Origin of the sequence: Prosthecobacter sp. (genome assembly GCF_044222565.1) — a bacterium.
Lineage (GTDB): Bacteria > Verrucomicrobiota > Verrucomicrobiia > Verrucomicrobiales > Verrucomicrobiaceae > Prosthecobacter.
The window spans coordinates 1-23,084 of record NZ_JBGANA010000034.1 but is presented as its reverse complement, the minus strand read 5'-3'; the positions used below and the strand labels follow the sequence as shown (position 1 = coordinate 23,084).

Genomic DNA, 23,084 nt, shown 5'->3' with positions numbered 1-23,084 from the left:
GGGCATCATGCGCAATAGAGAAAATTTTGTCGATCAAAAGCTCTGTGAAATCTGCTTTTCTATTTCGCCTGTGGTTGCGCGAGCGCCGCCTCCCGGGCGTGCAACGCGGCAAAGTCCTGGTCCATGCTTCCCATGCTTGGGACGCCCAACCGATGAACAATCTCGGCCATGCAGTCTTCACACTCTTCGGCCGCTCGCCGGCCATCTGCATAGGAGGCGGTGTCAGCCCGCTGAAAAAAGCGCCGGTTCTTGAAAACGTATCCGGCCATGGCTTCGGAAAAATCGGCCACCGAATTTCCCGTTCCATGCTCGCGAACGCCACGCCAGAAAGCCGCCTGTTTGGCCAGGACTCGTCCGCGGAGTCTGACTGCGGTCGGGTCTGATGCGGGCATGGTCTCCGCTGTCAGACGTTTCGTGGCCTGATATTCCACCAGAGGCAGCTGCTTCCAGATCTTTTCCTCCAGACAGTGCTTCTGCCGGAAGAAGCTCCGCAGACTGCCCCCTGTTTCAGACTCGAGCAGATCTGCAAACTTTGAACGCATGTTTACAGACGAGAACAGTGTCACCATGCGCGGATGTTGCTCAGGGCATTCCATCAAAGTATAGGCTGTGTCGAAGGAGCTGCCCGCCTGGTCCAAGCTGCCGCTTTCAGCGCACTGCAATGCATCGAGCATCATCAGTCCGGCAAATCCTCTCAGAGTCACCAAGTCGGAAAAATCGTCCGGGTCTGGAGGGGGCATCGGCTCGTGGAAGCGGCGCAACGCGACAATTTGCCCGTGATATTTCTCCAGCAAGTCTTCCGCTCGATCATAATCAGGGAACGCCTCCTTGCTGCTTCCGATCCATGCCCATATTTCCCGAGCTTCCGCAGCATCCACCGGAGGGATCCCAGTCAAATCGCGCCAGGCTTCGGTGTTCAGTGATTTCGTGGAAGGAGGGAGCTCGAGATCCGCGTCGTTTAGGGAGGGAGCAGGTGGCGGTGAGGTGTTGTAGTCACGGTATCCTCGGTGAAAGTCACCCGGACCTTGCCAGGCTGCGGGAATGGAATGCAGCAGCTTCGCGAAGCCGCCGTCTTTGAGTCTCCCCATCGACAGGCCGTAATAGTCGAGTGCCGTTTTGAAGTCTTTGCGATGATACGACAGATCGCCGAGCAAGCCGGAAGCTCTGTTGCGCAAAAATCCCGGGATGATCTGGCTGGTGACGACATCCTGCAAAACGCTCTCGCTGCCTGCCAGTTCGCCAAACTCGCTGCGTTCCCACACCGCTGTCTCCAGCTGACTGATTCGCCTCGAAAGATAAGCCCCCAAACCAAGCGGCGCGACGATGAGCAGCAGCAAAAGGATCAAGACCCGGCGAGGCATCCCTGTCAGGCGGTAGCGCTGGTTCATGCTGTCCGGCATGGGGTGGAGGCTACTGTTTTGCACTGGGTGGGCAAGAGTTATGAGCAATGCCCAGTACGGGTGGCCAGCCGCGTATTGCCAATGGGGCAGGAAGCTGTTATCATCCCACCATGAGCGCCATTGGTGTCAATCTTGAAAAGGAGTTTGAAGCACTCGAACCCGAGGATGCACAGAGCATCCAGCGTGCACTGTTGGAGATGTTAAAAATGGCCCGGAGGAAGCAGTCTGCCGCGCCGGTCATTCGGAAAACTGCGCCTTACACACTGCCCAGCTGGAACCTCGGGGTGCGTCCGGGACTTGATCTCACCAAACTGGCGCATGTGGACGAAGACGATTTGAGCGAATGATCTCATGATATTTCTGGACGCCAATCTGCTCATTTACGCCGTCAATGCCGATGCTCCGTTGCATCTCCAAGCGAGAACCTGGGTCCATGAAACACTCAATGGCCAGCGGGGATCCGTTGCGCTGAGCTGGTTTTCCCTCGTTGCTTTTGTTCGCATCATCACGAATCCCAAAATCGTCACCTCGCCACGATCGCTGGATGATGCCCTTCAGCAGGTGAATCAATGGATCGCTCTGCCCGATGTGAGACTGATCGAGCCGGGCACACGACACTCACATCACTTTGAAAAAGCCTGCCGCGCAACCAACGCCAAGGGCAACCTCATCACTGACGCCCACCTTGCCGCCCTCGCCATCGAGCACGGCTGCGAACTTGCCTCATGCGACACTGACTTTGCCAAATTTCCCGGCCTGCAATGGATTAATCCATTGCAGCCGTGAAATACCCCAGTTGCGGCGCAACTGGGCAACTTTTTAGCCAAACAGGCTCGTGATCGGCTGGCCTTTGTCTGTCACTGTAAACGGACGCTTGGAGCCGGAGTAGAGCACGAGATCGAGCGGAAGGCCGAGGGCGTAGGCGATGGTGGCATTGAAGTCGGGGACGCCGACTTTGTTTTCGGTCACTTCGATGCCCTTGTCCGTTTTGCCATAGACCTGACCACCGGCGATGCCGCCGCCCCAGAGGACGGAGCTGAAGGCTTTCGGGTAGTGATCGCGACCGTCGTTCTGATTGATCTTCGGCGTGCGGCCGAATTCGGAGGTGAGCACGACGAGGGTGTCATCCAGCAGGCCGCGGCGTTCGAGGTCGGTGAGCAGCGTGCCGAGGGCTTTGTCCAAGTCTCCGCAGCGTTCGGGGAGACGGGCACCGATGTCCTGATGCATGTCCCAGCCGCCGAGGTTCACTTCCACAAAGCGCACGCCGTGCTCGACGAGACGACGGGCGAGGAGGCAGCCCTGCGCGAAGTTTCCGCTGCCGTATTCGGCATGCGTTTCCTGCGATTCCTTGCTGAGGTCGAAGGCATCGAGGTCTTCACTCTTCATGACCTTGATGGCGTCCTTGTACACTTCGGCGTAGGCTTTGACGTTTTTGTAGTTGTAGGCCTGCTGGAAGCCCTGATCGAGACGGGCGGAGAGACCGAGGCGGTAGTCGAAGTCGCTCTCGCTGAGGGCGGCGGGACGGTGGCTGTTTTGCAGGCCGCGGGCGGGATCGTTCAGCACGAGGGGCTGGCAGGCGGCCTCGAAGAAACCGCCGCCGGGGTGCTTGCTGTCGCTGGTGATGATGACGGAGCCGGGCAGGTCCACGTTGCCCTTGCCCTGGAACTTCTGCATCCAGGCGCCGAGCGTGGGGTGCCGTGTGGCGCCACGCATGGTGTAGCTGGTGTGCTGGAAATAGTTCCCCTGCGCATGCGCACCCTGGGTGGAGGAGAGGGAATTGATGATGGCACCACGGTGCATCATCTTCGCGGTGTGCGGCAGGAGTTCGCCAATCTGCACGCCGTCCGCGCTGGTGGGGATGGTCTTGGTGCCACCCATGGTATCAGCACCGGGCACGCAGCCAAAGGTGTCCAGGTGCGTCATGCCGCCGGACATGTACAAATAGATCACGCGCTTGGCCGTGGCGGCCTGCTTGGCTTTGCTGGAACCTTCAAACGGCGCGGCAAATCCGCGCGGCGCGAGAGCGCTCATCACCGAGACGCCGAGACAGGTCTTGGCGATGTTTTTGGCAAAGTCACGACGGGTCACATCGTCACAGGAATTGAGGAGAGTTTTCATGAGGATGGGGCGTGAGGGATTATTGGACAAAGAGGAACTGGGAACCGGTGAGCAGCGCGTGGGTGACGTCGGCCACAGCCTTGTCGCCACGCTCCTTGATGACGCCGTCGAGCACGACCTGCTCGCTGGCGGTCGGGGCGCGGCTCAGCAGGGCTTGATACAGGGTGTTGATCTTTTGGGCTGGTGAATCGGCCTTCGCGATGGCCTGGTTCAACTTGGAGGCCGGATTGTTGATCACATCTGCGGCGGGGCCGTTGAGCAGGGTGAGGGCCTGCGGCACGGAAGCGTCGTCGCTCGCGTTCTGAATAAGCTCACGATCGCTCTGGCCGAAGGTGCGCAGGAAGGTGCCGGGGCGCGCAGGGCTGGGCTGCTCCGAGGCACGGGATGTCAGGCCCATGCCATCCTTGCGGCTGGTGCTGCGCTGATAGGCCTGCAGGAATTCCTTGCGCTGCTCCTTGGTCATGGACTCAAGCGTCTTGCGGTCGATCTCAGGGCGCTGGTCCTTGGCTTTGTTGCTGGGCTGGTAGCCTTTGCGAAGGTCATCCGCGCGCTCCTTGCCAAGCAAAGCGACGAGAATGTCCTTTTCAGAGGCTTTGCGAAGGGCGGTGGCTTCTTTGGCGAGCTGCTTGGAGGCGGCGGTGGTGTCCACGCCCTTTTCCTTGTCAGCGGCGAGCTTGGCCTTCATCTCGTCGATCCTTTTCTGGTTGGCGTCCAGCTTGGCGCGTCCATCCTTGGCCACCTGCACCAGTCCTTCAGCGCCTTTGGATTTCACCGTGCCGAGGAAGGAGGAGAGATCGTCGAGGTATTGATGCAGGCGGGCGTTTTCCTCATCGACGGTGTCATCGACGTTGCCTTTGGAGAGAGTGACAAAGGAATCCCAGATCTGCTCGGCGCTCATGCGGCGGAGGACCGGACCGGTGAAGTGGTAGGTCTCCCCGGCGGGCACCTCCTGTGTGGTGGCGGCGCGCTGGTAGGTGTCTGTGTTGTAGAGCACCCGCAGAAAGGATTTGAGCGAATACTTTTGCTCGACCATCAGCTGGCTGAGGTAGTCCATCAGCGCCGGATTGCTGGCGACGGTGCTGTCAGTGATTTCATCCACCGGCTCAATCAGGCCGATGCCAAAGGCTTTCTTCCACATGCGATTGGCAATGACCGTGGTGAAGCGCGGGTTTTCGGGGCTGGCCATCCAGTCAGCAAAAGCCTGGAGCTGGGTCTGGCCGGGCTTCACTTCGGCGTCTTTGCCAAACATGGTCTTGGCCTCCACCTTTTGGCCGGGCTTGGCGTCGGGATACTTATAATCGGAGGGAAGGCTGGGCAGCCTGCCGTCCTGCCACTCGGCGCTGGTGTAGCGCAGGGGCTTCATGACGTCCTGCATGGCGCGCTTCACCTGAGCCAGATCTTCGCGGCTGACACGGGCATCGTCCGCCTTGCGCATTGCCGCATACTTGGCGCGGTAGGCTTTCTTTTCCTCGTTGCTCATGGCCTGGATGGCCTTTTTGTCGAGCTCCACGCTTTTCATGGAGTCGCTTTTAAAGTCGAGCCCCCGGCTCTTGGTGTCCATGCCGTAGGTGAAGGCGGCCATGTGGTAGTAGTCCATCTGGGACCACTTGTCGAAGGGGTGGTTGTGGCACTGGGCGCAGACGATGCTGGTGCCCAGAAAGACCTGCACGGTGTAGGCGAGGTGGTCGAGCTTGTTCTCATCCCGCTGCCAGAAGCCGATGCTGCCGCTGTCCCACACGCCGCCATCGGTGGTGAGGAGGTTCTTCACGAACTTGTCATAGGGCACGTTGTCTTTGACCTGCTTCTTGAGCCATTCCTCATAGGCCTCTGCGGTGATGCGTCCTTTGACATTGTCCGTCAGGCGGAGCACATCGGCCCAGTAGTTGAACATGTGGCTGGTGTAGCCGTCTGAGGCCAGCAGCATGTCGATGAGCTTCAGACGCTTCTCGGGGTCCTGGGACTTCATGTAAGCCTGCGCTTCGTCGAGAGTGGGGATGCGGCCTGCGATGTCGAGATACAGGCGGCGCACCAGCACTTCATCGCTGGCGGGCGGGTTTGCCTTGAGGCCGGCTTTCTGCCAGTCCTGACTGAGCAGCTGGTCGATTTTCTGGCTTTCTGGCAGGGACGCCGCTTGGAGCGCAGCTGCTGATAGTAAGCTCGCGATGAGAAGGCGGGGGGCGTTCATAGTGGGGGGGGAGGGGCGGAAAGGGCTTCCAGCCGCGAAAACGCAGGCTTTAAGCCTATCTTAACGCAAAATTGATTATTTGCGTTTTCGGCCCTTCGGCGGAGCGCTCCACAAATTTATACAATGATCTCGCCACTGAGCCGTTGTGTTCGGTAATATCTTTACCTCGCTTTAAATCCCAGCCGCACCTGCCTACCACCATGCCTCGCCGCCTCCTGATCACCTGCTCAGCCTTGATCCTGACGCTTTCCAGCCTGCCCGCAGCCCCCGAACGCAAACCGGAACCGAAGCCCGCCCCAGCAAAGCCGGAGCCCGCGAAACCGGACCCAAAGCCAGAACCCAAACCCGAGCCGGCCAAGCCTGATCCGGCGAAACCCGAGCCGAAGCCAGAACCTGCAAAGCCCGAACCGGCCAAACCAGTGCCCGCGCCGACGCCTCCCCCTGCGCCCTCCAATCCTCCTGCCGCGCCGGCGGCTCCTGTCCAGGGCCCCACGCACACACCGCCGCAAACCACCACGCTGACCCGCAGCGATGACAACAAGCCAAAGCGCAAATCCGTGGCCGAGTTCACGAAGGGCTTCAAGCGCATCGACGGCCTGTTCCGCACCTACCTGGATTTTGAGCATGGCAATCCCTGGCTGTTTGTCTCCAAATCGCAGCTCGGCCCCGAGTTCATCTATTTCAATCACAGCGTGGACGGCCCCGTGGCATCCGGTCACAACCGTGGACGCTACGGCGACTCGCTGGTCTTCAGCATCCGCCGGATTTTTGACCGCATCGAGCTCATCGAGCAAAACACCAAGCTCTACTTCGACCCGCAGAGCGCCCTGAACAAAGCCAACCGGGCGAACACCAGCAACGCCATCCTCACCAGCGAAGCCATCATCGCCGAAGACGAGGAAGGCTACCTCATTCCGTGCACCAATCTCTTCCTGCGCGAAAACCTCACGCAGGTGAAGTTTAGCAACATGGGTGGAGACCGTGCCGTGCTCGGCAAGCTCTCCGAAGCCAAGACCAAGGTGCTCCGCATCAACGGCTATCCGAAGAACACCGCCATCATCACGGAATATGTGTTTGAGAACCCCACACCCAGCTGGGAAACCCAGGCGGATGTGGCCAACCCGCGCTACATCACCGTGCAGGTGCAGCACACCCTGATCGCCATGCCGGAGAGCGACTACAAGCCGCGCATGGACGACCCGCGCCTGGGCTACTTCACCCACCAGGTGACTGACATGACCAGCACGGACCCGGCGCCCTACCGCGACGTCATCCACCGCTGGCGCCTGGTGAAACAGAAACCCGGCACCGCGCTGAGCGAGCCCGTGGAGCCCATCGTCTTCTGGATCGAAAACACCACCCCGGTGGAGTTCCGGGACACCATCCGCGCCGCGGTGCTGAAGTGGAACGAGGCTTTCGAAACCGCCGGATTCAAAGACGCCGTCGTCGTCAAGCAGCAGCCCGATGACGCAAAATGGGACGCGGGAGACATCGAGCACAATGTGCTGCGCTGGACCAGCAGCGTGGCTCCGCCCTTCGGCGGCTATGGCCCCAGCTTTGCCAATCCGCGCACCGGAGAGATCCTCGGCGCGGACATCATGCTGGAGTACAGCTTCATCACCAAGCGCCTGCTGACCAAGAAGCTCTTCGCCGACCTCGGCGCAGCTGCGGAGCCTGCGCCAGGCCAGACCAAGGCCTTTGATCCCAACTGCTGCGATGCCTGCAACAATGCGCGCAACAGCCTCATGTTTGGCCAGACCATGCTGCGCCTGCAAAAGAGCGACCGCGTGGAGGTGGACCGCATGATCAAAGAATCTCTCTACTACCTCTGCCTGCACGAGGTGGGCCACACGCTCGGCCTGAACCACAACTTCCGCGGCAGCACGCTCCACAGCCTGAAGGACATCCACAATGCCGAGGTCACGGAGAAGAACGGCCTCACGGGCTCCGTCATGGACTATCCGCCGGTGAACATCGCGCCGAAAGGGGTGAAGCAGGGCCAGTATTTCACCACCAAACCGGGACCGTATGACCACTGGGTGATCAATTACGGCTACAGCGAATCCCTGGAAGATCCCGTCGAGGAAGCGAAGCGCCTCGAGGCCATCGCCGCGCTCTCGCACAAGCCCGAGCTGGCCTTTGCCAATGACGCCGACGACATGCGTGCGCCCGGCAAGGCCATCGACCCGCGCGCCATGCTCTATGACATGAGCAGCGATGCCATCAGCTACGCCGAGCAGCGCTGCGAGACCGTCCGCGTGGAGCTGGCCAACATCATGAAGGATGTGTCAGACCCCGGCAAGAGCTGGCAGGAAGTGGCGCAGGCCTTTGCCTCGCTGACCAAGGAGGCCAGCAGCTCGCTCAATGCCGTCTCCCGCTATGTGGGCGGCGTGTATGTGGAGCGCCCCGTGCAGGGCCAGGCCCCGAACGTCGCGCCGTTCAAGCCCGTCGAAGCCGCCAAGCAACGCCAGGCGCTCTCCGTGCTGGCAAAGTATGGCTTTGCCCCGGATGCGCTGAACGCACCGGCTGAACTCTACACGCACCTGCAGGTGCAGCGCCGCGGCTTTGACCATCATGACGAAGGCGAGGACCCGAAGCTGCATGAGCGCGTGTTCCAGATCCAGCGCGCCTTGCTGGACCAGCTGCTGCATCCTCACACGCTGGAGCGCATCGAAGACTCGAGCCTGTATGGCAACCAGGTGCCGCTGGATGAAGTGATGGACACCCTCACCACCGCCATCTGCACCGGCGATGATCCAGCCAAACCGGTGAGCATCATGCGCCAGAACCTGCAGCTGGACTACATCAACCGCCTGCTGAACGTCGCTCACAATGGCGGCTACTACCATGCCGTGCAGAGCGTCGCGCTGCTGCAGCTTGAGCGCATCAAAGGCCTGAACTTCGCCAACTCTCCCGCGCATCAGCTTGCGATCAAGTATCGCATCCGTCGTGGCCTGGATGAGAAGTAGCAGGCAAGGGACATGCCCTTTTCGAATCGGAAAGCTCCAATCCCCTGGAGCTTTCCGCGTCCTGCCACGTTTTGCTGATCATCGCTAAATCAGCTGCGCCGTTCCGTATTCATCTGCTCTGCTATGAAACTCTTGCTGCCGCTTCTCTGCCTGTCCCTCCCCTCATGGTCTTTGGCCGCGGATCTCAAGGGTGAATGGGATCTTTGGTTCCCCCGCATTGAAGCCATGCCAGATGGCAAAATGAACGTGTCCGACGGCCCTCACCCCGAGGAGACCCTGACCCTCAAGACCGGCGCGGGTGAGCACTGGATCGGTGCCTGGACAAAGACGGTCCCCGTCAACGGTGGCAAGCACTACCGCTTTTATGCCCTGTGCAAGTTCAGCCCGATCGAAACGCCGCGCCGCAGTGTGTATGCGCGCATCCTCTGGCAGGACGAGAAAGGCAAGCCCGTGACCTGGGAAGAACCGGCGAAACAAGGCTACGCCAAGGGCTCCATCCCGCGCGCCGAACCAGAATACCCGCACATGCCGCTCGGCGAACCCAACCAGTGGACGACTTGCGACAGCGTTCTGCGTGCGCCCGTGAAGGCCCGTCAGGCGAAGATTGAGCTGTACCTCCAGTGGGCGGCGAACGCCACTGTGGAGTGGAAGAGGGTCTCTCTCACCGAAACGGAGGCCCCTGCCCCGCGCAAAGTGCGCCTGGCGGCAGTCCATCTGCTGCCAAAAGAAGGCAAGAACCCCGCCGACAAACCACCGCAGTATGCACCGCTGATCGCCGAGGCTGCGAAGCAGAAAGCGGACCTCGTGGTGCTGGGTGAAACGCTGACCTACTACGGCACCGGCAAGACGATGGAAGAATGCGCGGAACCCGTGCCGGGACCGAGCACCGAGTATTTCGGCAAACTGGCCAAGGAACACAGTCTGTACATCGTGGCCGGATTGGTCGAACGCGAAGGCAAGACTCTCTACAACACCGCCGCGCTGCTGGGCCCGGATGGCACGCTGGTGGGCAAGTATCGCAAGGTCACGCTGCCACGTGGAGAGATCGAGGCGGGCATCACTCCCGGTCATGATTACCCGGTGTTTGACACCCGTTTTGGCAAGGTGGGCATGATGGTCTGCTACGACGGTTTCTTCCCTGAAGTGGCACGTGCGCTCACAGTCAAAGGCGCGGAGATCATCGCGTGGCCGGTGTGGGGCTGCAATCCCATGCTCGCCGCAGCACGGGCCTGTGAGAACCACGTGTACATCGTCAGCAGCACCTACACGGACGCGCGCAAAAACCAGTGGATGATCTCCGGCATCTTTGACCACTACGGCGATGTGCTGGCGCAGGGCGCCGAGTTTGGCACCGTGGCGATCGCGGAAGTGGACCTCAATGAGCCCACGCACTGGAACAGCCTGGGAGATTTCAAAGCGCAGATCCCGAGCCACAGGCCGCCGGCGCTGAAGGAGTGAGGCCCAAGTGAAACAAACCGCAAGAACTGGCGTCGCTTAGCGATGCTGTGAACTTGAGCATACGGCTTGCTAGACTCTGACGTGGGTGTCGCTTCGTAGCCACCCTTGCTGGCAGCCCGCGATTACGGCGCTGGAATCATCCACACCGGCCGGTTCGCCTTGGGCTGGGCTTTGATGAAGGTGGCTCGTCCGGCGCGGAGCAGCGTGGCGTTGTTCTGCGAGACCAACGTGGCATCGGCGGAGGAGACCCAGATGGGAACGATCTGGCCCGGCCTCTGGAGGAGCCAGTAGCCGGCGTAGCCGCTGGCACCCGAGGTGGTGTCGCCTTTCCAAAGCTGCAACTGGTCAGCGCTCGAAGCGCTCATGGTGGCAACGAACGTACTCGTGGAAGTCATGCCAACCTGAGACGGCGCTACGTCGAGCGGCCAGGGATTCGCAAGCAGGTTGTAGCCTGCCTGCAATGGTCGGGCAAAGGCGGTGGTGCGCACACTGCCGGTGATGAGCATAGGAGCCGGGGATGCGTTGGCGATTTGCAGCATGACTCCAGTGCCAGGGAGGATCGGCGTGTCATTCACGCTGGCGAGCGGCGCACCGTTCTGCACCCAGAAACGCAGGCCGCCGGAGGCATAAAGCCAGCAGGTATTGTAGCCGGCGGGTGTGTGGAAGAGGACCTGATCTGCGCTGGTGGCTTCGGTGGAGCCCTGAAACTGCGCCGGGTCAAACACGCTGCCAAGCGTGCGATGCGGTCTCAGGCTGACACGCGCTCCGGTCAAACCTGCGATGGCGGAGCCTGCGAGCGTGGTGTTTGGCGAATCCTCTGCGATGAAGCATTCCCCGCCGGCGATGCTTTGAATATCGAGACGATGCCCGGCCTGCGGTCCGCTGAGAATTTCGAGGTAGTATTGCTTCGCGGGGTCCATGGCAGAGACGAGTGCCTCCTGCTCGCTGAGAGTGATGCTGGTGGCGCTGGCAGTCGTGATGGTGCCAGCGAGGAGGACATCGTTGCAGAGATTGTGGCCGTGGCTTTGCGTGCCAGTGTGGAGGCCCACCTGCTGCCAGCCCAGCGGCGCACTGGTGGAGCTGCCGCCGAGTGTCTGATTCACACGCAGGCGCACGATGCCTCGCGCAAGACTCTGACCCGGCAGATTCTGAAGATCCGACCACGTGACGCGCTCCCAGCCGGTGCTTTGAGTGACCACGGTGGGGTTGAGGTTCAGCGGCGTCCAGTTGACGAGGTCTGTGCTGCTTTCGAGCGAGAGCGCAAAGAGGCTCTGCCCGGAGGGATGCAGCAGCGTGGCGTCGACGCTGCTGCCATTTCGAGTCACGAGTTGCAGCCCCATGCCCGGCAGGGTGATGCCGCTGGTGAGCGAAGTGCCCAGCGTGGTCTCGAGCAGATCGGAGGCACCATCGCCATCGGTGTCGGTCCTGGCCAGATTATAGCCCAGCGAGATCGTCACAGGAATGACCGAGGTGAGTGTGATGCTGTTCGGCGCGGAACCCTGGCTCGTGGCCGGCGCATTGACCAGCCACTGGCTCTGCGGGATCACTTCGCGCACCTGGCTGGGAGACTCCCACAGGAGGCGCGCCGTGGCTCCGCCGGTATTTTCATAGTACTCCATGACCACGGGCACGGTCACCCCCGCCTGCAGGGCGATCACGCCGTTGTTCCAGGTATCACCATGATTGTTCCAGTCATTGACGACGAGCTTGCCATTCACCCAGAGGCGAACGCCGTCGTCGGTCACAGGGATGATGGTGTAGGTCTGGGTGTAGCGCGGAGTGATGTAGCCATGCCAGCGCACGCTGAAGCCGTCCTTGGGAATACGCGCATCCGGGCTTCCGGTGCCCCAGGTGTTGTTGATGGTGGACTCCAGTTTGGTGAAGCTGAACTGCTCAAAGTTTTTGCCGATGTAATAATCACCCGTGAGGCCGTTGGTGGCGACCACAGGCGCGTAGCTGACGGTGATCAGATTGGAAACCGTGTTCGGATTTCCCGCCGCATCCTGCGCCACTCCGGCGGGGATTCTCACGGTGACATTTCCCGCGGCGGCAGGCGTGACGGTGGCGGACCAGATGACTCCGGTGGATGACAGCGCGGTGACGCTGCCATTGGTCACGGTGAACTCTGACGCAAGCAGTCCGCTGACGCTTTCGCTGAAGGTGGAGGTGACTACAAAGGGGCCGGTGACACTCGAAGCCGCAGTGGTCAGCACGACCGACGGCGGCGTGCTGTCGAGCGGCTGATAGGTGACCGAGAGAAGGTTCGACACGGTGTTGCCCGCGCCGGTGGCATTGATGGCCGCGCCAGCCGGCACGCGGATGGTCACCGAGCCCGCGGCGGTGGGTGTCACAAGAATGCTGTAGTTTGCCGAGCTGCCGCTGAGATTCGAAGCCACGCCGTTGGTGACGGTGAAATCATTCAGCGCCACACCCGTGACGGGCAGGCTGAAAGCAGCGTTCACCGTGAAACTGCCGGTGACCGTGGATGCCGCCGCGCTGAGTGCGACCGTGGGTACGGGAAGAGGGGCAGTGTAGCTGACGCTCAGGGTGCTGGAGGCCAGGCTTGAATTGCTGGCAAGATCCAACGCAGCGCCCGCGGGCATCGTTACAGCCACGGCTCCGTTCGCCGCGGGAGTGATGGTGATGGTGTAAATTTTTCCGCTGCCGCTGAGATTTGAGGCCGCTCCATTGGTGACATTGAAGCTGCCCAAAGCCACACCGGTGACGGTCTCGCTGAAGGTGGCGGTGACCACAAAGGGCGCGGTGACGCTGCTGGACGGCGTGGTGAGCGCCACCGTGGGAGGAATGGTGTCAGGCGGCTGGTAGGTGACCGAGAGAAGATTCGAAGCCGTGTTCCCCGCTCCAGTCGCATTGATGGCGGCATTGGCAGGAACACTGATGGTGACAGCACCTGCTGCCGTCGGCGTCACAAGGATGCTGTAGTTTGCCGAGCTGCCGCTGAGATTGGAGGCCACGCCATTGGTGACGGTGAAATCAGTCAGCGCCACGCCCGTGACGGGCAGGCTGAAAGCAGCGTTCACTGTGAAACTGCCCGGGACCGTGGAGGCCGCGGTGCTGAGAGCCACGGAAGGCGCAGGCAGCGGCGTCGTGTAGGTGACGTTCAGGGTGTTTGAGGCGAGGCTCGGATTCGTGGCCGCGTCCGCCGCCGCAGCCGCGGGCATGGCCACGGTGACGGCACCATTGACCATGGGCGTGATGGTGACGCTGTAGGAGGCACCGCTGCCGCTGAGCGCGGAGGCCACGCCATTGGTGACGGTGAAATCTCCCAGAGCAACTCCCGTGACCGCTTCGCTGAAGGTGGCGTTCACCGTGAACGGCGCGGAGACATTAGACGATGCGGTGGCGAGCGTCACCGATGGCGGCGTGGTGTCCGGAGTGGTGCTCGTGCTGATGAACTCCATCCAGTTGAAGTTCAGATTGCCACTGGGAAACTCGATGCGCACGACGGCGGTGCCTGAGGTGGGCACGTTCAAGCCGGTGACGGAGTACGTTTTCCAGCCATAGTAGCTGCCGTTTCCGGTGAGATTGAGCGTCGTGATGAGCGTGCCGTTGATCAAAACACGGACCGGCACCCCGCTGAAGGGAGTGCCCGCGCGGAAATTGAAGTTGTAGGTTCCGGCGGAAAGCACGGTGGTGTAGCGCAGCCATTCCCCCGATGTGATCCAGCCGACGGAGGGCGTGCCGTCTGTGTCCTGCGAAGGCTCAATATCCACTCCCGTCGTGCGGTAGTGCAGACCGCTGACGAATTCGCCGAGGTTGATTTCCTCCGCATCGTGGTAGGCCACGCCTTCTCCGCCTTCATCAAAATCCTCCGCCTGGATCCGCAGCGGCTGCCCTGTGACCAACGGCGCGTAGGTGACGGGCAGCACGCTCGAGGCGGTGCTCAGATTTCCCGACGTATCCTGCGCGACTCCCGCAGGCAGAGACACGCTCACGGTCCCCGCCGCCGCAGGAATGATGGTGGCGGACCACACCAGGCCCGAGGAGGTCAGGGAACTCACGCTGCCATTGGTGACGACAAACTCGGAAGCGAGCAATCCTGTGACGGTTTCGCTGAAAGTGGCCGTGACGACAAAGGGCGCGGACACGCTGCTGGCGGGCGTGGCCAGTACCACCGTGGGAGGCGTGGAGTCCGTGGGAGCGTAAGTGACAGTGAGCAGATTGGAGACGGAGTTGCCCAGGCTCGTGCTGTCCGTGGCCGAAGCGGCCGGGATGCTGATGGTGACTGCACCCGGGTTGTTCGGCGTGACTTTGAAGGTGTAGGCGGCCCCGCTGCCGCTGAAAGTGGAGGCGGCGCCATTGGTGACCACGACATCGCTGAGCGTGAAACCGGATGCCGAGGCATTGAAGGCCACCGACACATTGAAAGCGCCTGTCACGGTCGTGGCGCTGGTGCTGAGAGCGACGGTGAAAGGCAGCGGCGCAGTGGTGGGCGCATCATCGATGCTGGCCACGAACGCAGACAGATTGGCAAGATCCGTCGCACTCAGTGTCACACCATTGTGCGCGGTGATGGCGTCGGAGATGGTGGCAGCGGAGCCATCATGCAAATACGGTCCCGTGGCCCAGGTGCCGCGCAGAGTCGGCACATCGAGGCCGGTGAGCGCCGCGCCGAGACGCTTGCCGCTGGAAGGTTTGAGGGTGCCAATGCTGGCAAAAACATTCAGGGCGCTGTTGGTGAAGTTTGCGCCGCTGTGGCAGGACGCACAGTTTTGCGCGCGGAAGACCTGCTGGCCCGCCGTAGCCGCCACGCTCAGCGCACCTGCCGAAGTTCGATTCGGGCTGCTGCCGTTGGTGGTGAGAGATTTTACGTACGCAGCCAGAGCATCGAGATCCGTGCTCACGCCTGCCTTGGGATCTCCCAACGGCTGGTTGCGCGTGCCGGTGTTGAACTGCGTGTCCGTCATCAGGCCGGTGCCCCCTGCCAGACTGCGAATCTGCCCTTCGAAGTCCTGCACCTCATCAAAGTTTCCGGTCCAGTGCAGCATGCCGTGATTGGCGTGGCCTTTCAGCGTGATGGTGTTGCGCAGACCTTCGCCGAAGCCGGTGAGATCCCACACGCGGCCGTCATGCCCGCCGTCATTGTGGCAGACGGCGCAGCTGATGTACTGCTGCAGGGCCAGGCGCGGATCCTGCGCATCATAGAAGAGCTGCTTCCCCCGCAGCACCTGCGCGGTGAGCTTCTCGGTGGTCACCGCACTGAGCGTGGCCGCCGTCACCGGGGCCGCATTGCCGCCCTGCGTGATGCCATGCACGTCATGCACCGTGATGGAGCGGTCCATGAAATTCTGCACGTAAAGCGTGTTGCCATCTGGCGAGACCACGACGCCCTGCGGCGCGCGACCAGCCGGCACGCGGGTGATTTCCTGATGCGACCAGGCATCGATGATGGCGACTTCGCGGCTGGCTTCCAGCGCAGTGAAAAGATAGATGCCAAAGGGATCGTAGGCCGCCGCGCTCGGCATGCCCGCGTTGTCGATGTCCACCCTCGATGCGAGGTTTTCCACCTGCGCCGTGAGATCAATGCGGGAGACGATGGCGCGCACGCTGTTTTCATGGTTCAAAGGCAGGCCGTCGCGGAAGACACCGCGCTGGATGTTGTCCTGCTTGGACGGCACCCATGCGGAGAGGCCGTCTGGCGAGATGACCGCGGCCCCGAGGTAGTTTGGCAGACCACGCGCGGAGGTGGAGGTGTCCGCCGCCGTGCTTGGATTGAGCAAGATGGTGCGCTCTACCGCCAGAGCCGCCGTGCCAATGACGACCACCTGACCGCCCGCGCCCGTGAGCAGCGGTGTGGCGGTGCTTTCTCCAGAGACTCGCGGAGTGATGAACCGTGAAGCATACACGCGCGCGCTGTCCGCGGAGATGGACAGATGCCGTACCGGGCCGCCGGCATCCACATCCGCGAGCTGTGCTCCAGTGCTTGGGTTCAGCTTCAGCACATGGCCTGTTCCTTCCAAGGCAAGCCATGCCGCCGTGCCTGCGGGATCAAAGACAATGCCGAAGGGCCGTGTGCCGGGCGGGAGTGTGACGGTGGCCGCGACGGCACGCGTGCTGGTGTTGATGATGCTGAGCGTGGCTGCCTCCGAATTCGCGACCCACAACCTGCCATCGGGAGCCAGGGCAAGGCTGCGCGGTGCGGTGCCCACGGTGATTTCTGCGTAGCGCGCACGGGTAACCACATCAAAGGCGGTGACGCTGTTGTTGTCCGGATTCACACACCACACCCGGTCATTTCCCGTGGCAGGATGTTCATAGACGATGCTGCTGGAGGCCGCCGGCTTGAGCGTGGTCAGCGCCGCATACACGGCCTGGTAGAAGGTGCTGGTGATGGTGATGCCCGTGTCATCGGTGGCGGTGAGCGTCACCAGATAGCGGCCGGGTCCGGCATACGTGTGGGTGATGCTGGTGGTGGTGAGCCATGCGGTCTCGGGGGTGCCGTCGCCAAAGTTCCACTTGTAGCGCGGATTGACGCCGTTCGTGGATTGCGCGGTGAAGGTCAGCACGCTGCCCGTGGCCTTCGGTGCGGCCGCCAGCGGCTGCAGCGTGAGACCCGCGGAGACGTTCCAGGTGAAGCTCGCGGTGCCAGCGGCACTAATGCCATCGCTGGCACGAATGGTGACACTGTAGGTGCCCGCCACCGTCACAGAGCCGGAGATGACGCCTGAGGAGGAAGAAAGGGTCAGCCCCGTGGGCAAACCCGTGGCGCTGAAAGAGATCGGATCATTCTCAGGATCGTTCGCCACCACCGGCAGTGAGACGACCGCATTGAGGAGAGAGGTCTGCGTGCCTGGATTGGTGATCTGCGGCGACTGATTCACCACCACAATGCTCGTGGCGTGGCGCAGATCCCGCAGCGCCAAAATGTCAGCCGGCGAAAGCGGCGACTGATGCAGCGTGACCTCATCCACCGCGCCTGCAAAGAAGGATGTTCCGGGGCTGTCCGCCGCACCCACGACGAGCGGTCTGGCACCATTCGGCACATAGGTGCCGGTGTCTTCATTGACGAGCACCCCATTGATGTAGAGCCTGCGCACGCCGGTCAAAGTCTGGCCGGAGACACTCGTGGTGCGGAAGGTGGCCGCCACATGCGTCCACTGCCCCACCGTCACGGCGCTGCCTTTCAGGCCCGAGGCGTCCGCACCCGTGCGCAGCTGCCAGAAGCCATCCGCCGTGACCCACAGGCCATAGCCCTTTTTGGTGCCCGTGGACTCATCCCGCGAGGCGAGAATGCAGCGCGCCGTGCCCAGCGCCGCATCGTTCCGCACCCACGCGGCGATGGTGAAGTCATTCGGATTCAGCGCGGCGCTGTATGGCATGACGACGCTCTGGGTCGTGCCGTTGAAGAGCGCGCTGCCGCCGGTGCCGGGATTGCCGCCGAGAGCGGGATTGTTGGGTGTGGTGACCGCGCCGCTGGCGGTGCCATTGACGGTGAAGAGACTCGTCGCGGTGGACTTCACCTCTCCCGCCGTGCCATTCCAGCCTGCTTCATCAAAATTCCACGTGATCATCGGATTCTCGACCGGCAGATAAGGCGAAAGATAAGTGCCCGCGATGACCGAGACCGCAGCGTCTCCCGGTTTCATCCAGCCGACGGAGAGGTGATCATCACCCGTGCCATCCTTCATCAGGGCCTCGATGTAATAGCGCTTTCCAGCCTGCAGCGTGACCAGTGCGGAGGCCTGCTGTGCGTACCACGTCCAGGTCTGCGGCGGACACCACGCGGGCATGCTGGCGATCTCCACGGCGTTGGCCGGATTGGCATCCGTGCTGAGCCTCAGGCTCGACTGGTCATCGCTGGCGATGTAAAAGCGGTACTGTCCCGTCACTGGCACGTAAAGGAAGCCGCGCAGGCGCTGCCCCGTCTGATCATCCCAGTTCGACGGAGCTTCAAAGGCCCCGAGCATGTCGCGTCCGTTCGGATTGGCCGGGAACACGGTGTTACCCGTCAGACTCGCGACGGTGATGCCATTGATGCTGGTCCAGTACTCGCGCATGATCTGGCCGGTGCCGAGATTGGGCAGCAGCACGATCCAGTTGAACGAGACCGAGGTCACCTGCCCTGCCGCCGTCACCAAGATAGTGCTGCGATAGGTTCCCGGCGCGGCGGTGACGGTGCCAGAAATCAAACCAGTGCCTGCATCGATGCCAAGACCTGTGGGCAGTCCGCTGACGGTATAGCTGAGCGTGCCGCCGCTGGCGCTGGCATTGATGGGCAGGGACACCACGCTGTTTTGATTCACGGTCTGCGTGCCCGGATTCGTCACCACGGGGAGCGTGGCATTCGTCACCTGAATGATGCGCGAGACGGACCACACGCCGTTCGCATCCACCGCAAACATCATCCAGTAGCCCGGTGTGAGCACATTGATGCTCGAAGGTGCGGTCACCGCATACACGCCTGCAGAGGGATTGGTATGCGTGAAGCGCACATGCCGCAGGCCGGTGCTGACGGAATGCGTGAGCGCGGACATGCTGATGGCGCTGAAATACTGCACGCCCGCGCTGGCATTGACTGTGAACACGCTCGCAGGACCAATGCGGTCCGGCGCAGCGGTGATCACCGGTCGCACGGCGGCGCTGCCATCCGCATTGAAAAGCTGCGGCGGGGTGAAGACCTGCGCGTCCTGATGGTCCGTGAGCGCATCGCCAGAGAGGCCGCCACCGCCAGACCACACGCGGCCATCGGGCAGCAGCATCGCCAGGGAGTGGTAGTTCCGCGGCACAGACATGTCCGCCACGGCGCGCCACTGGCCGGTGGTGGGGTTCCAGATTTCCGGGGTCATGATGGCGCCCACATCGCTGAAGAACTCGCCGGTGCTGTTGCCACCCACCACCATCACCTCGCCGTTCGGCAGGATGACGGAGTTTGAAAACGAGCGCGCATTGGCCATCGGCGCGGTGGGCGCGGTCACAGGCGTGGCACCATTGAGATCCACCGTGAAGGCATTTTTCACCACCGTGCCGTCATCGATCGCCGTCAGTCCACCTGCCACCACCACCTTGCCGGGAGCATACATGGCCCAGGCGCCCTGCTTCGGGTAATGCGTGCCGGGAATGCTGGCTCCCGCTGCGGTCATGGAGCCCGTGCCCGTTGCGGTGATCCAATCCAGCACCTGATGCGGACCGAAGTGAGCCACACGCCCGTCCGGAGCCACGAGGAAGAAGGGATGCCAGTTCGTTTCAATGGCGTTGGCGATGGGCGGATTGGCCACGGCAGCCCAGTTGATGCCGCTCATGCGCCGCCAGCCGGAGCTGGCGTTCCACTGCTCGATGGTGCCATTGCCATTCGCGCCCGCATTGCCGCCGGCGGTGAGCACTTCGCCGTTCGGCAGGGCGATGCTGGTATTGTACCAGCGGCCGTCCGCCATGGTCTGCGCCGGCACCCATTCATTCGTGCGCCAGTCAAACAGGCTCGCGAGGGCCGTTGTCCCATTGATGCCATTCCCGCCGTTTACCAGCAGGCGCCCGTCCTGCAGCAGCGAGAGACCGCCGCAGAACATGTCATGCCGCCCGTTGTTGATCTCGGTGAAGATGCCCGTCGCGGGGTCCCACACCGCCGCGTAAGTGAACTGCGGGCCGTCAGGAAAGGTCGTGCGCTGATTCGAGGCAAAGGTGAGCAGCCTGCCGTCCGGCAGCAGGGCCGCGGAGGTGGGAATGTGCGGCGTCCAGGGGATGACGCCGCCCCAGTTTCCTTTGGTCACATACTCCGTGGGAGATACAATTCCCACATTCAAGACCACCGCCTCCGCCATGGGAGCGAGGCGCGCGGCCTCCGCCAGCAGGGCGTCCGCCTCGGCATGACCGCCCCCGTCCGCCCGCAGCTGCAGCGGCGTCACGAAGGACAGCAGCGCAAGCACAGCCCATAGTCCGGCACCCGAGCACTGCCTGGCCCGTCGAAAAACTTCGAAATTGCGATTCATAATTGCACGAATTTTCAAAGCTGGAAGAAGTGACCATCCTTCCTGCGGGACAATTCAGTAGATTGTAAATGAGCTTTCGTGCCCTGAACCTTTGGCAAGGCCTGACAATCTCCCCGCCCGGTAGCGTTCAGCGCCCGGCTGACATCAGGGCGAGCGTTGGAGGTGGGCCTGCGCCATCTGTGAGGGAGAACGCCCGCCACGCAGCCGCCTGGCCGGGTTTAGAAACAGGTCGTGGCCCCTGCTCCAGCCCCCCCTTTTGCTCCCCGTTTCCGCAGAGATCGCCCGCTACACGGCGGCTGATCTCCGCCCTGGGAGTGAATTTTCGGTTTGCGCAGACCCGAATGATTTCCTAATAGAGCGGTTCGTTCCGTTGCCTGTTCATCTGCACTCCCCCCGCCCCTTCCCGCCGTGGCCAAAAAGTCCTCCAAAAAATCCGCTGACGACTACTCCCCCATCCTGCCCTCCGCCGCCCCGGTGGAGCACAAGCCGGTGGACACGCTCTATGGCGACTGGTTCCTCGATTACGCCAGCTACGTCATCCTGGAGCGCGCCGTGCCGCACATCAATGACGGCCTGAAGCCGGTGCATCGCCGCATCCTCCACAGCATGGACGAGCTGGAAGACGGCCGGTACAACAAGGTGGCCAACGTCGTCGGCAACACGATGAAATACCACCCGCATGGCGACGCCTCCATCGGCGATGCCATGGTGCAGCTCGGCCAGAAGGACCTTCTCATCGACACCCAGGGGAACTGGGGCAACACGCTCACCGGCGACAACGCCGCCGCGCCACGATACATCGAAGCGCGCCTTTCCAAATTTGCGCTGGATGTCGTTTACAGCCCAAAGGTCACCGAGTGGGTGGCCTCTTATGACGGACGTAATAAGGAGCCGGTGACGCTGCCGGTGAAGTTCCCGCTGCTGCTCGCGCAGGGCGTGGAAGGCATCGCCGTGGGCCTTTCCTGCCGCATTCTGCCGCACAATTTCATCGAGCTGTGCGATGCCAGCATCGCCGCGCTGCGCGGTGAGGAGGTGGATCTGAAGCCCGACTTTTCCACCGGCGGCACCATGGATGCCAGCGACTACAATGGCGGCCTGCGCGGCGGGCGCATCCGCGTGCGTGCGAAGATCGATGAAGGCGACAAGAAAAACACGCTCGTCATCACCGAGATCCCCTACGGCACCACCACGGACAGCGTGCGCGACAGCATCGTGGCCGCCAACGACAAAGGCAAAATCAAGATCGCCCGCGTGGATGACAACACCTCGGACAAGGTGGAGATCGTCGTGCAGCTCCCTCCGGGCACGGATGCGGAGCAGACCATCCAGGCGCTGTATGCCTTCACCGACTGCGAAGTCTCCCTCTCGCCCAACGCCGTCGTCATTCAGGACGACAAGCCGAAGTTCATGAACGTGAACGACCTGCTGAAGGCCAGCGCGGAGAACACCAAGAAGATCCTCGGCGCGGAGCTGGGCATCCTCCTCGGCGAGCTCAATGAGAAGTGGCACTTCAGCTCGCTGGAAAAGATCTTCATCGAGAACCGCATCTACCGCCGCATTGAAGAAGCCGAAACCTGGGAGGCCGTGATGGAGGCCATCTGGAAAGGCCTCAAGCCGCACCTCGGACTGCTGAAGCGCGAAGTGACCAATGACGACGTGGCGCGCCTGACCGAGATCAAGATCAAGCGCATCTCGAAGTTCAACACCTTCGAAGCCAACGAGCACATCCGCGAACTGGAGGAGGAGATCGACCAGGCGGAGAAGTTCCTCAAGGGCCTGACGAAGTACACCATTCGTCACTTTGAAGAGCTCAAAAAGACCTACGGCCCCGGCCGCGAACGCAGGACGGTGATCAGCAGCTTTGACCGCGTGGCCGCCGCCGAAGTCATCATCCAGGGAGAAACCCTCTACCTCAATGCGAAGGAAGGCTTTGCCGGCACCGGGCTCAAGCGTGAAGGCGAACCCATCTGCAAATGCTCGCCGCTGGACGACGTGCTCTTCTTCACCCGCGAGGGCAACATGACCGTGACCAAGGCCGCGCCGAAGTTCTTTGTGGGCAAGAACCCGCTGTATGTGAACCTCTTCAAAAAGGACGACACGGCCGTTTACACCATGATCTTCCGCGACGGCCGCCAGGGCAGCCTCATGGCCAAGCGCTTCCGCATCGGCGGCATCACCCGAGACAAGGAATACGTGCTCACCAAAGGCACGCCCGGCTCCAACGTGCTGTACTTCATCCGCCACGAAACCCAGGAGGACAGCGACGCCCAGAACGTCATCGTTCATCTGAAGCCCGCGCTGTACCTGCGCAACCTCACGATCAAGTTCGAGTTCAAAACCCTCGCCATCAAAGGACGCGAGTCCCAGGGGAACATCATCACCAAGCACTCGGTGGACCGCGTGGTGCGTGAGCCGAAGGCGGGGGAGAGCGCGTAGAGAGCGCCAAAGTAGTCTAGAGCTTTAGCTCGCTCTGGGAAGCTCCGTGCTGTCCAGAACGAGCTAAAGCTCCTGACTACTTTTCAAACAAGCCCGCCCCCCCTTTCAAACAGCCTGAGGACGCCACACCACAAGTCAGAACATGTGGTAGGGATTGCCCGAGGTGATGCTGTCCCAATTCCAGGCAACGAAACCAGCCCCGAGAAGCAGCAGCAGGCCTCCGATACGAGCCAGCCGTCCACCACTTTTGCGCCCTCGAAGCATCTGGATGAAAGCGATCATGCATACGAAAAGCCCAGGATAGATCGGCCACAGCACGAGAACCCACATGAACAGCACAAACGAAGGCGGGTAGTAGGTGGCGAGCATGATGACGATAATAACACCAGGATCGATTGGCTTGTCGAGGGTGAACCGTGAGCTGACAGTGATACCGAGTTGCCTCAAAAAGAAACACACCGGGGGAGCGTGAACGAGTGAGGCCCTGGCGGAACGTTGCCTCAAAATGAATGACACCGGATGGAGCCCCCACCGGACATGAGTCAATTGAGTCGAAAAGAGTATGTGGCGAAGA

10 protein-coding genes are annotated in these 23,084 nt (G+C 61.8%); 5 read left to right on the top strand and 5 right to left on the bottom strand.

The window, feature by feature from the left end:
* Positions 1-59 precede the first annotated feature (59 nt).
* Positions 60-1,388: a hypothetical protein gene (locus ACILSR_RS30370; protein WP_395753576.1), complete on the bottom strand. Its 1,329-nt coding sequence runs from the start codon at positions 1,386-1,388 to the stop codon at positions 60-62.
* A gap of 122 nt (positions 1,389-1,510) precedes the next feature.
* Here ACILSR_RS30370 and ACILSR_RS30365 point away from each other — a divergent pair, with 122 nt between their 5' ends.
* Positions 1,511-1,747 (top strand): hypothetical protein, encoded by a 237-nt coding sequence (locus ACILSR_RS30365; RefSeq protein ID WP_395753575.1) that lies wholly within the window; start codon positions 1,511-1,513, stop codon positions 1,745-1,747.
* A 4-nt stretch (positions 1,748-1,751) separates the two neighbouring features.
* Complete coding sequence (locus ACILSR_RS30360) at positions 1,752-2,186, top strand: type II toxin-antitoxin system VapC family toxin (protein WP_395753574.1); 435 nt, start codon at positions 1,752-1,754, stop codon at positions 2,184-2,186.
* 33 nt (positions 2,187-2,219) lie between these two features.
* Here the strand turns inward: ACILSR_RS30360 and ACILSR_RS30355 are convergent, their stop codons facing one another.
* Together ACILSR_RS30355 and ACILSR_RS30350 are read right to left on the bottom strand one after the other, a co-directional pair.
* The gene (locus ACILSR_RS30355; protein WP_395753573.1) at positions 2,220-3,518 is read right to left on the bottom strand and encodes a DUF1501 domain-containing protein; all 1,299 of its coding nucleotides are present in this window, start codon (positions 3,516-3,518) and stop codon (positions 2,220-2,222) included.
* Between the two features lie 19 nt (positions 3,519-3,537).
* A complete protein-coding gene (locus tag ACILSR_RS30350) occupies positions 3,538-5,703 on the bottom strand; it encodes a DUF1549 domain-containing protein (RefSeq protein ID WP_395753572.1) in 2,166 nt (721 codons plus the stop codon).
* A gap of 200 nt (positions 5,704-5,903) precedes the next feature.
* On the opposite strand from ACILSR_RS30350, the gene ACILSR_RS30345 reads away from it, so the two are divergent.
* Positions 5,904-8,672: a zinc-dependent metalloprotease gene (locus ACILSR_RS30345; RefSeq protein WP_395753571.1), complete on the top strand. Its 2,769-nt coding sequence runs from the start codon at positions 5,904-5,906 to the stop codon at positions 8,670-8,672.
* A gap of 123 nt (positions 8,673-8,795) precedes the next feature.
* The gene (locus ACILSR_RS30340; RefSeq protein ID WP_395753570.1) at positions 8,796-10,130 is read left to right on the top strand and encodes a carbon-nitrogen hydrolase family protein; all 1,335 of its coding nucleotides are present in this window, start codon (positions 8,796-8,798) and stop codon (positions 10,128-10,130) included.
* 122 nt (positions 10,131-10,252) lie between these two features.
* On the opposite strand, the gene ACILSR_RS30335 is transcribed toward ACILSR_RS30340, so the two are convergent.
* On the bottom strand, positions 10,253-20,074 hold the full coding sequence (locus ACILSR_RS30335; RefSeq protein ID WP_395753569.1) for an Ig-like domain-containing protein: 9,822 nt from the start codon (positions 20,072-20,074) through the stop codon (positions 10,253-10,255).
* A 408-nt stretch (positions 20,075-20,482) separates the two neighbouring features.
* Here ACILSR_RS30335 and ACILSR_RS30330 point away from each other — a divergent pair, with 408 nt between their 5' ends.
* Positions 20,483-22,510, top strand: coding sequence for a DNA gyrase/topoisomerase IV subunit A (locus ACILSR_RS30330; RefSeq protein ID WP_395753568.1), 2,028 nt, complete (start codon positions 20,483-20,485; stop codon positions 22,508-22,510).
* Between the two features lie 135 nt (positions 22,511-22,645).
* Here ACILSR_RS30330 and ACILSR_RS30325 read toward each other — a convergent pair.
* Positions 22,646-23,084: hypothetical protein (locus ACILSR_RS30325; protein WP_395753567.1), on the bottom strand; the 439-nt coding region annotated here is incomplete at its 5' end.

Excerpts from the sequence above, each read along its gene's own strand:
- ACILSR_RS30345 (WP_395753571.1), top strand. The coding sequence starts at position 5,904 with ATGCCTCGCCGCCTCCTGATCACCTGCTCAGCCTTGATCCTGACGCTT.
- ACILSR_RS30350 (WP_395753572.1), bottom strand. The coding sequence starts at position 5,703 with ATGAACGCCCCCCGCCTTCTCATCGCGAGCTTACTATCAGCAGCTGCG.
- ACILSR_RS30355 (WP_395753573.1), bottom strand. The coding sequence starts at position 3,518 with ATGAAAACTCTCCTCAATTCCTGTGACGATGTGACCCGTCGTGACTTT.
- ACILSR_RS30360 (WP_395753574.1), top strand. The coding sequence starts at position 1,752 with ATGATATTTCTGGACGCCAATCTGCTCATTTACGCCGTCAATGCCGAT.
- ACILSR_RS30335 (WP_395753569.1), bottom strand. The coding sequence starts at position 20,074 with ATGAATCGCAATTTCGAAGTTTTTCGACGGGCCAGGCAGTGCTCGGGT.
- ACILSR_RS30370 (WP_395753576.1), bottom strand. The coding sequence starts at position 1,388 with ATGAACCAGCGCTACCGCCTGACAGGGATGCCTCGCCGGGTCTTGATC.
- ACILSR_RS30365 (WP_395753575.1), top strand. The coding sequence starts at position 1,511 with ATGAGCGCCATTGGTGTCAATCTTGAAAAGGAGTTTGAAGCACTCGAA.
- ACILSR_RS30340 (WP_395753570.1), top strand. The coding sequence starts at position 8,796 with ATGAAACTCTTGCTGCCGCTTCTCTGCCTGTCCCTCCCCTCATGGTCT.